Raw genomic sequence first — 12,367 nt, forward strand, 5'->3', positions numbered from 1 at the left:
GTATCCATGCGCGGCGCGGTCGCTCGTGTATCACTCACGGCGATCGTGTTGCTGCTCCTCGGCTATCTGGCGGTGATTGCCGCGGTCCCCCAGCTTCGCGAAGGGCTGTCCCCGGCGTGGCAGTGGTTCGGAAGTCCGGGATCCTGGCAGACGTTGGCCATCGTGACGGTGCTGCTCCTGATGCTGGGCGCGGTCGTCTTCAACTCGCGGAGCGTCGGGCGAACGAGCTCACCGGTGACCGCCGTGGTGGGTCTGGTGCTGATCACCATCACGCTGGGCCTGGCCTCGTACTGGCGATGCTTCGATGAGGACAACCCGAAGATCTTCACCCCGGTGATCTGGACGGCCAACTTGGTGAAGGGCGGCACCGGCGACCACGAGCTCGAGGACGGCGAGGTATGCCCGCTGCCCATCCCCGTCGCCCTTGACATAGCCCGGCTGACGGCCATCGCCGCGATATTTCTCAGCGTGATCGGTGTCGCGATGGCGCTCTTCCAATCCCACCTCGACCGGCTCAGGATCTCGCTGGCGCCTTCGGTGACGGCGGTGGTGGATATCGACGACGATGCGGCGTCGATGGTCGGCGCGATCGCGGCCACGCTGGGCCGCCGGAGCGCCCTGGTCGTGATCGCCGCCTCCCCCGATCGGCAATGCGTACGCGACGCACGCAGTGTGGGTGCGCGCGTGGTGGCTGCTGACTTCGCCAAGCCGGCGTGGACGGCATTGCCCTTGTGGCGCAAGCTGGATCGGCTCTACCTGCTCTCACCGGATGCCGCCGCGAACTTGCAGCGGCTGGCACTCATCACAGAGCGGCTGCCGAAAGACGCGGGCAGGCAACGCCTGCCACTGATCGTGCGAATCGACGACCCCTGGCAGGCCGCGGCGTGGCGGGCGCAGCACTTCGGCGGAGCAGAGACCCGCTGGGCAGCCGACACCGTAGGCAAGTACGAGGTCACCGCCCGACGGTTGTTGGACGACATCCTCGACTCAGACACCGCCGTCGAACGCATTCTGGTGTGCGGCGCATCGGAGTTGACGCTTGCGTTGTGCGCCGAAATCGCCCAGCGGCAACTGGAGTGGGACTACTACGCCGCGCCGGACCGCCAGCCGCTGCCGTGCCTGACGCTGGTCGCCGAGAACGCCGAGGAATACAAACAGGACCATCAATTCGCCCGACAACGGATGGGCCAACCGCCGGACCGTCCGCAGGTCACCGCGCAGGCCGAGCGGCCCTCTGTGCCCCTGCTGATTTCACTGGTCGAAGCGGCTCCAGCCGAGACCGCAGTCATCCTGGTCGACGATGCACGCGTGGATGCCAACACCGGAACGCGGCTGGCCGCCCGGTATCCGACGACCCCCATCTATGCCTGGAATCCCGCCGCCCAGGAGACCGACGACCGGACTCCCGTTGTGGGACAACTGTTCTCCTACCGGCTGAGCATGCATATGCCCGCAGGTAAGGCACACGACGCGTGGGAGCGGGCGGCCCGGCTGATTCACGACCGCTACGTCGCCGAGATCGACAGCCATTCCGCCGCAACACTGCCGTGGGATCAGCTCAGCGAGTTCTACCGCGGCTCCAACAGACGCCAGGTCCGCAACGCGCTCTGGATGGTCGAGAAGATCGGCGGCCACACGTGGAACACCTTTGGCCATGAGCCGATTTCGGTGTCGACGGCGACGCTTCACGATCTCGCGCCTCTGGAGCGGCTGCGAGTGATGGGATTCGACGAGGACACCGCGCTGGCGATGGCGCGCTGCGAGCACGAGGAGTGGTGCCGTTACTACCGCGCCGCAGGATGGAAGTACGGTCCGGTGCGAGATGACACCCACAAAGTTCACGACAAACTCGTGGGATGGGAAGCCATTGCGGCCGATAATCATCTGCTGTCCACCGCGTTGGCCAGCCTCGCGGACACGCTTTCGAAGCTGCGCGAACTCGGATATATCTCCCGTCCTGCGGGCGATCCGTCAACCGTCTAGACGTCGAAACTCGACGGAAAGTGCGCCGGAAGGATCTGAACCTTTGCGGCGGATCGACCCAATCTGGTCAACTCCGGCAGATTCTTGGCATCGTCCATCGCGTAGAGGGCGGCGCATTGCGCATCGCTGACGTGTAGGCCCACGGTGTCCTTCAGCCACCGCGGCTCCAAGGCGAGCTCATAGCGCAGGTAGGACATCAAAGCGGGCCCACCCCCCAGCACATCAGCCTCCAGATCACCGACCTCACCGTCGATGGTCCACGCGGTCGGGCTTCGTGACATCCACTGCAACACAGCCTGACCCAGCCAGTTGGCATCCTCCATGATGGAGACGACCGACTCCGCTGCCAGCCGCAGAGCCGGCATCTTCATCACGGTCGTCGCCGGGACCGAGACCTGACGAAATCCCGTACCTACCGAAACCAGAAGCAACCGGTCGTGTCCGAACGGCCAGTTCAATCCGTAGCCGCTACAGGTACTCATCATCAACAGCTGCATCGATGGATTGTTGTAGGGGCTGATCCCACCATCGACAAAGGCGCCCGTGACATGGGGAGCCACCTGCAACATTTCCGGTTCGAAGTAATGTGGTGCGGCGGTACTCGCGCGAATGATGTTGCGCAGTAGCAGGTCTCGGTTACCGATTCCGTGCTCACCATCTTGTCCCCGGTAGAACTTGCCGCGCGGGTTGTTGTGCAGCAGCCAGGGGCTCCCGGTGTCCAGACGCTTGGTCATGACCACTAAGCCGGTCCGCAGTTTGTCGCTGCCCAGCGTCTCGTTTCCGAAGAATGTGTAAAGCGCCCGCATCAGAGGCTCTTTGGGGAACTTCGCGCCGAGCAGTCCGAAATGCAAGAAGCTCTCCTCGAAGACCTCCACCCCGACTGTGTGGTAGACCTCAATGAGTTCGTCTACGGACATCCCCATGGCCAGGCCGGTGGCGATGATCGATCCGGTGGACGTCCCACCGATCAGGTCAAAGTAATCGCAAAGCCGGAAATCCGGATCACCTCCGACACGTTCGCGGAGAATTTCTTCGATCTTGGCCAGATAACCAAGGCTCAGCGCGCCGCGAACACCACCGCCGTCGAGCGACAGCATGCGCTTTGGCCCGTCGCCGAACAGATGTCCTTCCAGAGTCTTGTACGCCATTGCTTTGCTTGCGCCCTATCAGTCTGGTGCGATCGGGAGATCTGGACAGGTCGGGATGTAATCGATGTCCGGCGAGATCCACTCGTTCCACTGAGCACGGCTCATGTTTGAGGTGAGCTTGGCGCACAGGTCTCCCTCGGTGGCCTGGGTGGACCACAGGCGCAGAATCCCATCATCACCAGCTGATACGACGAGATGACGGTCGGAGTTGATGGCGACCCCAACCACAAGGTCGGCGTGACCCCGCATCGGTCCGCCGATCGTTCGGCCCGAGTCGGCGTCCCACAACCGCACCTCGCCCGAATAGCCGCCGGACACGATCATCTGGCCGTCACGCCCGTACGCGACCGAGCCCACCGTGTCGTTGTGTCCGATGAGGGGCTTGCCGATCGGTCCACCGGTGTCGGCGTCCCACAGCCGCACCAGGCCGTCGCTGGCACCCGAGACGATTCGTTTTCCGTCTGGACTGAACGCGACACTGTCCACTGTGTTCGTATGGCCGGTAATCGGTTTGCCGATCTCCTGACCCGTGGCTGCATCCCACAACCGGATTGTGCGATCGACGCTGGCTGATACGACGCGCGACCCGTTAGGACTGAACGCGACGCCGTAGACGTCGCTGGTGTGACCGGTGATCGGCTTACCGATCGCCTCGCCCGTGCTGGTATCCCAGATCCGAATCGTGCGATCCGCGCTGCCAGACACCAGGCGCGAGCCGTCCGGGCTGAACGCCAACGTCCAGATGAGATCGGTGTGGCCCGTGAGCGGACGTCCCACCGGCTTTCCGGTTTCGACGTCCCAGATACGGATGGTCTTGTCATCGCCGCCTGCCGCCACCCACCGACCGTCAGGGCTGAAGGTGACCACCTCGATTGCTTGGTGACCGCCGACCAGCCTCGGCCCGACTGGCTTGCCGGTTGTGGTGTCCCACAGGCGTACCGACCCGTCGTCGCCAGCGCTGGCGACCCGGTTACCGTCGGGACTTAACGCCACCGTCCATAACTCGCCCTGATCGGCGAGAATCATGTCCCCGACATCCCACAGCCGCACGGTCTGGTCGTAGCTTCCCGTGACGACGTACCGGGCGTCGGGGCTGAATGCGAGGCTGTACACCTCGAAGTCGTGGCCGGTCAACGGCCTACCGATGGCCGAACCGGTCGCGGTGTCCCACAGCCACACAACGTTGTCGCCACCCGCTGAGGCAAGCATGCGTCCGTCGGGGCTGAACGCGATTTCATGCACGATGTCGTTGTGGCCGATCATCGGGCCTGCGACCGGCCGTTGAGTGTCGGGGTCCCAGAGGTAGACGGTTCGGTCTTTCGAGCCCGAAGCCACCCGATGTCCGTCGGGACTGAAGTCCACGGCTGTCACCGCGTCCTTGTGTCCGCTCAGCGGTTCCCCGATGGGCGTCGCGGTCTCGGCGTCCCAAAGCCGCACCGTCTTGTCGTTGGACCCCGAGGCGAGTCGGCGGCCGTCAGGGCTGAACGCGATCGAATTGACGGCGTCGCGGTGCCCAACAAATTTCTGCGGCAGCGGATCGCCCGTGTTCGCATCCCACAGCCGAATCGTCCCGTCCGAGGATGCGGTGGCAAGTCGCCGACCGTCGGGACTGAAGACAACCTGCTTCACCTTGGTCGCGTTGAGCCGCAGGGTGCTTCGGCTTGCAGCACCGACTTCGGCGCTCCACAGCTGAACGGAGTCGTCGCTCGCTGCGGCCAACCGCCGGCCGTCGGGACTGAAGGCGACGCTGAATGCGGCGTTCGGTAAGCCGGACAAGGGTTCACCGACGATATTGCCGGTCACCCTGTCCCAGACCCGCACCATGTGATCCTCGCTCGCACTTGCGACGCGGCTACCGTCCGGGCTGAATGCCACGCCGTAGACCGGAGATTCGGCGGGGATGATCTTGACGAGGTTGTGCCTGCTGACGGCGGCGCTGTAGATGGCGTCGTCATTCTCACCGTCGATCAGGTGAGCGGCGAGCACCTGTTGCAACGCCCGCGCATCACCGCCTGGCCGAACAGAGTCGAGCATGCCCTGGGCCTCCGATTCCAGCCTGGCCGCCGTCGCCTGCCGAAATCGAGTCTGCGCCTGACTGTGCGCCGAGGTGGCGAGCAGCGAGGCAACGATCGCGAGTACGGCGACTGCCGCGGTGCCGGCCACGACTCGGCGTAGCACCTGCGACCTCTTGCGCAGTATGGCCGAGTGAGCTTCGGCGGTGGCTTGCTTCTCTTGCGCGTGATTAGCCCGCTCCTGGGCTGCGCGAAGTTCTGCCTGGCGTTGTTGTTCCTCGGCCGCGCGGCGCTCTTCTTCACTCTCCCGAGAGGCGGCGAGAAACTCGGCGGTACGAGCAAGTCGCTCGTGAAACCCGGGTTTCTCCAGCAGCACAACCGCTTCGGCCAGCCGACTCCCCTGCAGCAGCCAGGCCGGATTGCGGTCGTTCGCCTCCCACGCATCGGCACAGTGCTCGATGTCGTCGGCTTCCTTGAGATCCTTGCGCTCGTCGCGCAACCAGCCGGCCAGCTGATCCCATTGGCGCAACAGACTTTCCAGTGCCACCTCAACCACGGTCTGCCCGTCGCGGTTGTCTTTGACCATCAAGCGTTTAGCCACCAGCGCATCGATCAGTGGTCGGCTTGCGTCAGGCAGATTGGACCAGCGCGCGACTCTTCGCATCGGCTGGTCGTTGTCGGGGTTGATCGTGGCCAGCCATGGGATGAATGCAGCCCTGAGCGCGGCCAATTCGGTTGCTCGCTGCCGAGGGTCGACGGCGAGGACTTCATCGATCTCGGTTTGCACTACTCGACGCATGCCGCCCAGCGCTTCATAGTGCGCAAGGCTGAGTTCTCCGGAATCGCCATAATCGGTGTAGAGACGCGACAGCGTCAAAGCAAGCATCGGCAGCGTGTCCGCGCCCTCAGCGGAGTCGATCAACAACCGCTCCACCAGTTCCGGAGCGACCCGCAGGGGCTGACCGGCATCAGTCGCGCGGTGGGCCGGACCGACGATCACCTCCTTGAACTCGGTGGGAGGCATGGGTTTCAGTTCATCGAAAAGCACAGCACCAACGCCGGTCAATGCCGGATGCGTCTGCATCAGCTCGTATCGGTCGGTGCGGATGGTGGCGGCCACCACAAGGCCGGCTTGCAGGGCGTTCAACCGCCGCGTGACGCCGGCCAGCAGCCGCAGAAACGTGTCGGCCTGCTCTCCCGCGTCGGCAGAGAACAATTCCTCGGCCTGGTCCAAGGGCAGCACCAATGTGGGCGCCACCGGCGCGTCCTGGTCGTCATTCTCCCGGTCCAACAAGCGTTCTGCGGCCTCGTTCCGCATCTCGGTGAGCCAGGCCGTCACCTGGTCGACATCGCCGGCCGCGCACGCCGCCTTGACGTCGCCCAGACTCGGCCTGGAAAGGCCGAGCGCTTTTCTGGCGGCGAATATCGCGGCCGCCAAGCCCGATTGGCCGGTCAGCGCGCTGCGCTCAGGTCGCACGATGTCGAGCAGCGCGAAGCGACGATCCTCTCGCCCCAGCCGGGGTAGCAACCCAGCCCGCAAGAACGAGGACTTCCCCGTGCCCGACGGTCCCAGCACAACGAACAACGCATTCGTCCCGGAGCGCCGCATTCCGCGAATCGCATCCAGCGCCCGCACGATCTGCGCATCGCGACCGAAGAACACCGCTGCGTCGGCGGCGTCCAACGGCTCCCAGCCCCGATACGGTGCGCGCTGCGGGTCATCCGTCGGAGGCCACCGAAAGGAGTCGGCACCGATACCCGCACTGCGGATCCCTTCGCGTAATCGATAGAGACCGTCTGTCGCGAAGGACACCGCGGGTCCGTTTCCGGTGTCGATCAAGGTGACTGGACCGTCGCCGAACAGATCGCAACGCTGCCATTCCGAAGTTAGTTCGTCGCCTGTCGACGGTTCCAATCGAGCGCAGAAGATCTGTTTGTTCAGGTTTTCCGCGGTGCGATATTCCACCTTGCACTCATGGCTAGCTTCCCAATTTTCGGACAGGAGGCAGACAACGGCTTCGCAGCGCGCATTCGCACGACGCAGTGCGTCCTTCCAGCGTGTGCCGGTTTCCAATCCGGTGTGTGGGTCGACGTCAAGGAAGATCTCGTTGGCCAATGACGCATCCTGCTCGACCAGCCACTGCTTCAACGCAATTGCCGCGCGGCTGTCTGCAGTCGCGTGACTGAGGAAGATGCGAGACATGTCGGCACTCCCACCTGCTGCAATCCCGATGCCGGCGAGATTGGCAAATTTACGTCGCTGTCACGGTATGCCACGAATTGGCAGCATGTGGGCGCTTTTCGTCGAATGAGTTTGACACTGCCGCTATGCCAAAGCTCAGCCCATTGGCACTGTCCACCGAAAACGGTGGCCTGCTTGCTTTCCCGCTGACATTCGACCGCCGAATTCCGCACCGCGACCGCTGCCCCACTCCTGGTGTAGGACACCGGATCTACCTACTGTCAATCGCTCTGCAGCACTGGGGTGTTTTTGGGTTTCCGAACATGGAACATCTTGGTATTGAACCGGATTCGTTATCGATGGTGAGCCTGGTGATCCGAATTGCTGGAACCCCTGCGCGTCACAGGATTCGAGACCCACACCTCGAGAGGTGCAAGCCGGGCCATCGACACGTACCGAGCGACCTCGCGGCCATGCTGTCGAGATCGCGCGAACTGAGCTACGGTCATGACCAGTGACCAATTCCGGCTCGACCTCGTCTGACGACGCGAATTGCGACCGGTGGCGACAGTTTCGTCGAACCGGCACAGTTATCGCTGAACAGCGAGCCGAAGCATGGACCTGGAAAAGCCGCGACGGCCAAACCATGCAGGCCAACGCAGGCGACTGGGACGTCGAGGACGTCACCAACGGGGACCGATGGTCGGTTCGCGACGACATCTTCCGCGCCCGTTACGAACATGTCGAGGGCCCGTACTGGCGTCGCCACGGCACAGTTACAGCGCGGCCCGCGCGCGACGGCGAGGTCGTCGGAACGCTGGAAGGACGCGTGACCGCATCCGCAGGCGACTGGGTGGTGCGGGGTGAGCACGGGGATCAGTGGCCTGTTCCCGCCGAGGAGTTCACCAGACGGCACGAAGGGCCGATTCAGCCGAGTTGATGACGCCGTGACGTGAGCCGTCAGGACCGCGGGACGACGGTGAGCAGGAGGACCGAATCCTCCAGCGCCGCAACGTTGTGGCGTTCCTCGGGAATCACGAGATAGTCGCCCGTTGCGCCCTCTACTGTGGACGTTGCGGTGCCGAGGCGAATACGACCGCGCAGCACCAATAGTGTTGCCTCGCCCGGACTTTCGTGATCGTCGAGGCCGTGGCCGCTGGCCAGTGCGAGGACGGTCTGACGTAGCGTGTGGCCGCTTCCGCCGAAGATGCTCTTCGCGGAGCGGCCTGCGGTCGCCGCCGTGGCAGCGGCGATCTGTTCGTCACCGACGGTTGACAGTGACAGTGCTTCGACCGTGTTCACCGGTCCCACCTCCACGTTGCTTGGTTTACTTTTTGGGGCTGAGTATCAATCCGACTTCGCAGGAGCCGGCCCGCGGATCCGGTGTCACGGCAACGCGATACATGGCGCCGAGCGCATCGGCGTTGAGGTCTACGACCTCTTGGATCATGCCCTGCTGAATACCTCTGACCACTTCGGGCGCGGTCGCCGCCACTTCGGCAAGTGGGCATGTGCACAGCTGGACCGTCACTTCGCCGAACGAATTCAGCACCGAGCGCACCTGGAATCCGAGTTCGGTCAGCGTCGCCACCACAAGGTCGGCGATCGTCGATTCGTCTCGCTTCCTGGCCAGGTGAACCCGGTGGGCCAGATCGGCTCCGATGCGCAGCGCCCGGAGTTCCCGTTCCTCGGCCGTCCCTCCCAGATGGGCGGCGAATAGCGACACGATATCCGCGTAGTCCAGCCTCGGGGCCAGTTCGTAGGTCAGCCGGGGCCGCCCCGCGCGTGCGACTTTCGCCCCGCCACCGCGCCGGATGTAGCCCTGATCCTCGAGCGTCGTGAGGTGGAATCGGGCCGTGGTGATGTGTATCTGCAGTTCGTCGGCGACGCGCTGGGCGTCGACCGGGCCGGTCGCGTTCTGCAGCAGGCCGAGCACCTTCTGCCGCTGCTGACCGGCCGCCCGCTCCGGCGGCGAGCCTGGGTCGTGGCGCTGCACAGGCATTCCCTGAGTTTGTCACGAAGCCGGCACGACACCGACTGCCGAAACCGCCGTGAGCGAGCGTCGATACTTGTGGAAGGTCCGCCGCATGCCGATCACCCGTGCCCGCGCGGCACCGCGAACAACCAGATTGCCGACGATCCGCAGGGCGCCCAGCGGCCCTTCGTCAGCGAGAACGCGGGCCGGATTGAGCAGCGCCATCGGTGCGTAATCCACCTTGATGTCCACAAACCCGGCGTCCTTGAGCAATTCAACCCACTCGGCGGCGGTCAGTGGCCGGGCGTTGACCTTGATCGATCTCGCAAGATCGCGGCGGATCTCGTCCTTGGTCTCCTGCGGTATCGAGTCGGGCTTCAGACCCAGCTCGTGGATGGCGTAGCGGCCGCCGGGGCGCAGGACACGGAACGCCTCGGAAATGATCGCTCGTTTGGCCTTGTCGCCCTGCATCGTCAGCATGGCTTCGCCGATGACGACGTCGGCGCTGTCGTCGGGAAGCCCGGTCGCCGCGGCGTCGGCGACCACCACTTTGCCCTCGACAGGCGCGACGACCTGGCGCACGGACTCGGTCGCCGCCGCGGTGTCGTCGACACCGACGTATGACCGCGGCCGGAGTGCGACGATGTCGCGAGCCGTGCGGCCCAGACCGGGGCCCAGTTCCACGACGTCGGAACCGCTGACGCCTGCGGCGGCGAGCATCCGGGACGTCAGCTCGAGGCCACCGGGACGCAGCACCCGCTTGCCCAGGCGGGCCAGCAGCCAGTGTCCGGGTAGGTCTGCGTCGGAGCGTTCAGCCAGCGGAAGAGCTTCTCTGCCTGTCATTTTCGTATCGTCCTTTCGGCTGCGGCGACCATGAATATCACACTGAACAGTGCGCACGTGTAGAGCAGTGCGGCGTCTTTGCCCCATGGCGGGATGAGTACGGTGTCTTGTCCCGTCGCATACACCGCGTTGAGCAGGGGCATGAATCGTTGCAGCGACGCCCCGCTGGGCAGGTATCCGGCGGCCGACTCGACGACGTACGCCCACAGCAGGATTGCCCCGACGGCGCCGAGGGGCGACCGGATGATCGCGCCGACGCCGACACCGGCACCGGCGGCGAAGAAGGCGAGCACGACAACCGTCCAGAGCAGTCGGCGGGCGACCGGATCGGTGACCGACACCGGCCCGTACACCAGCGGCGAAATGACCGGTAGCAGTGCGAGCACCACGACCATCGTGACAGCGGCGACTCCCGCACCCACGGCACCGTAGAACAACCACCGCCCGACCAGCGCCGGCCACGGCCGCGATAACGCGATCCGGACGTACTCCCCTGCGCGATAGCGGCTTTCGGAGGCCTGCCCGTCCGCGGCCGCGACCGCGACCAGAACAACGGTGATGGTGATGACCCAGTAGGCGGCGTTCGAGGTGGACACCTGCAGCACCGAGAGCTGTCCCGGGATGCGCGCGAACGCCTCGGCCACCGCAGCGATCCCGAACGTGATGGCCATCGGTACCGCGGCCGCGGCGGGCATGACGACCGTCCACAGCCGGCTGCGTCCGCCGGTGCGAATCTGCTCGGCACGCAGGCTGCGCACGACCAGCGCGCCCGCGGTACTCATGCGCACTCCAACAACGTGGTCTCGAGCCATTCGCGGGTGTCCTCACCCACGGGGATCAGTTGCTCCAAGGGGCCGACGGTCTCCAGCCGCCCGTTGACCAGCAACGCGATTCGATCGGCGGACAAGGTCACCTCGCCGAGGAGATGAGTGGCGATCACCACCGTGGCGCCCTCGGCGGCCAGCCGGCGCAGAAGCGTTCTGAACCACACGATGCCCGGAACATCGAGACCATTGAGCGGTTCGTCGAAGAGCAGCGCTCGCGGCTCACCCAGCAGCGCCCCCGCGATGGCCAGCCGCTGCCGCGCACCCAACGACAGCCGCCCGATGCGCACGGACCCCTGTTCGAGCATGCCGGCCTCATCGAGCACCGCGTCGACGCGCGCCCTGTCAACCCCGGCGAGCGCGGCCAACCACGACAGGTGCCTGCGCACGGTATGCCCCGGATTCATCGCGTCGGGACCGAGGTGGACGCCGAGCAGTTTCGGGTCACTCGCCGTCTGGTGACCGCACACGGTGACCGTGCCGGCGTCGGGGTGGTCGAGGCCCGCGATCAGACGCAGAAGGGTGGTCTTGCCAGCGCCGTTGAGGCCCAGCAGAGCGGTGACGGAGCCCGCCGGGAACTCAGCGGTCACGTTGTCGACCGCACGATTGCGACCGAATGACTTTGTCAGCTTAGTAGTTTCGATCACGACGCAATCACTGAAAATTGCACGGTATGGGCAACCCGAGCGTCTTGATGCCGTTGCAGAGCGACTTGCTCGCCACCTTCCATCGACCGTCGATTCGCCGCCACTCGGCCGGGATCTGGATGGTGGGGGCGCCCTGCCTGCTGGCGTTGATGACGGCGGTGTGGCGGTCGGGCTCGTGCGTCTCGGGACCGGTCACCAGGCTCGAACCACGCGGTGGACGGAAGAACCCGATGCGATAGACCATCTTCGGTGCGATCACCGCGCGATTGCCGCCCTCCAGCTGCGCGGCCTTGACCGCGTCGGGCGCCGGAGTACCGACGAGCAGCCGGATCTGTGCATCGAGTTCGGCGAGCGAGGGAACCTCGGACGTGATCGCGAAGTTCTCGATGGTGGCGGGGTCGAGTGGGCCACCGTAGTTGACCTGCACGCTGGATTCGGCCTGCGCGCCGGGCTCGGCCAGCACCCCCGAGTCGGCCTGCACGCCAGGGTCTGTCGGGACGCCGGGTTCGGCGTGCGCGGACGGGGTGACACCGATCAGCGCTGTGGCGGCGGCGACCACCATTCCCGCTGCGAATGCCCTGCGCGTCGACATCAACCGGCTCCTATTTAGAGGAAATGTTTCCGGTTAATGTAGATGGGCAGGCGAGATCAGGCAAGCCTTACCTTCAGTTGTGTTGGCTAACCTACGTGGTGACGCGGCTCGAGTAGCGAAAGACGTCGGCGCCTGGGGATTAATTCACAGACTTGTCCCCG

The 12,367-nt window shown here is 64.9% G+C and carries 10 protein-coding genes; 2 read left to right on the top strand and 8 right to left on the bottom strand.

The features are described from left to right. Positions 1-6 precede the first annotated feature (6 nt). Positions 7-1,983: a RyR domain-containing protein gene (locus H7J93_RS13010; protein ID WP_267306682.1), complete on the top strand. Its 1,977-nt coding sequence runs from the start codon at positions 7-9 to the stop codon at positions 1,981-1,983. Here the strand turns inward: H7J93_RS13010 and H7J93_RS13015 are convergent. Next, on the bottom strand, positions 1,980-3,131 hold the full coding sequence (locus H7J93_RS13015) for a patatin-like phospholipase family protein (protein ID WP_267306683.1): 1,152 nt from the start codon (positions 3,129-3,131) through the stop codon (positions 1,980-1,982). The two genes, H7J93_RS13010 and H7J93_RS13015, sit on opposite strands and share 4 nt — an antisense overlap. An 18-nt stretch (positions 3,132-3,149) precedes the next feature. Further along, positions 3,150-7,346, bottom strand: coding sequence for an nSTAND1 domain-containing NTPase (locus H7J93_RS13020; protein WP_267306684.1), 4,197 nt, complete (start codon positions 7,344-7,346; stop codon positions 3,150-3,152). A 625-nt stretch (positions 7,347-7,971) separates the two neighbouring features. Here H7J93_RS13020 and H7J93_RS13025 point away from each other — a divergent pair. Further along, positions 7,972-8,265 (top strand): hypothetical protein, encoded by a 294-nt coding sequence (locus H7J93_RS13025; protein WP_267306685.1) that lies wholly within the window; start codon positions 7,972-7,974, stop codon positions 8,263-8,265. Between the two features lie 20 nt (positions 8,266-8,285). On the opposite strand, the gene H7J93_RS13030 is transcribed toward H7J93_RS13025, so the two are convergent. From H7J93_RS13030 to H7J93_RS13055, 6 genes are read right to left on the bottom strand one after another with little or no spacing between them, the layout of a single operon-like run. Beyond that, positions 8,286-8,627, bottom strand: a complete 342-nt coding sequence (locus tag H7J93_RS13030; protein ID WP_267306686.1) for a cupin domain-containing protein — start codon at positions 8,625-8,627, stop codon at positions 8,286-8,288. 25 nt (positions 8,628-8,652) lie between these two features. Next, complete coding sequence (locus H7J93_RS13035; protein ID WP_267306687.1) at positions 8,653-9,327, bottom strand: helix-turn-helix transcriptional regulator; 675 nt, start codon at positions 9,325-9,327, stop codon at positions 8,653-8,655. Positions 9,328-9,339: 12 nt separating this feature from the next. Beyond that, a complete protein-coding gene (locus tag H7J93_RS13040; protein WP_267306688.1) occupies positions 9,340-10,143 on the bottom strand; it encodes a class I SAM-dependent methyltransferase in 804 nt (267 codons plus the stop codon). Continuing rightward, entirely contained in the window at positions 10,140-10,925 is a 786-nt protein-coding gene (locus H7J93_RS13045; protein WP_267306689.1) for an ABC transporter permease, read from the bottom strand. Before H7J93_RS13045 ends, H7J93_RS13040 begins: the two co-directional genes overlap by 4 nt. Further along, the gene (locus H7J93_RS13050; RefSeq protein ID WP_267306690.1) at positions 10,922-11,614 is read right to left on the bottom strand and encodes an ABC transporter ATP-binding protein; all 693 of its coding nucleotides are present in this window, start codon (positions 11,612-11,614) and stop codon (positions 10,922-10,924) included. The genes H7J93_RS13045 and H7J93_RS13050 overlap by 4 nt, the downstream gene beginning before the upstream one ends. Before the next feature lie 7 nt (positions 11,615-11,621). Continuing rightward, positions 11,622-12,206 (bottom strand): MTB12 C-terminal domain-containing protein, encoded by a 585-nt coding sequence (locus tag H7J93_RS13055; protein WP_267306691.1) that lies wholly within the window; start codon positions 12,204-12,206, stop codon positions 11,622-11,624. Between the last annotated feature and the right edge of the window lie 161 nt (positions 12,207-12,367).

This window comes from Mycobacterium barrassiae, from assembly GCF_025822765.1.
GTDB classification, from domain to species: Bacteria; Actinomycetota; Actinomycetes; order Mycobacteriales; family Mycobacteriaceae; genus Mycobacterium; species Mycobacterium barrassiae.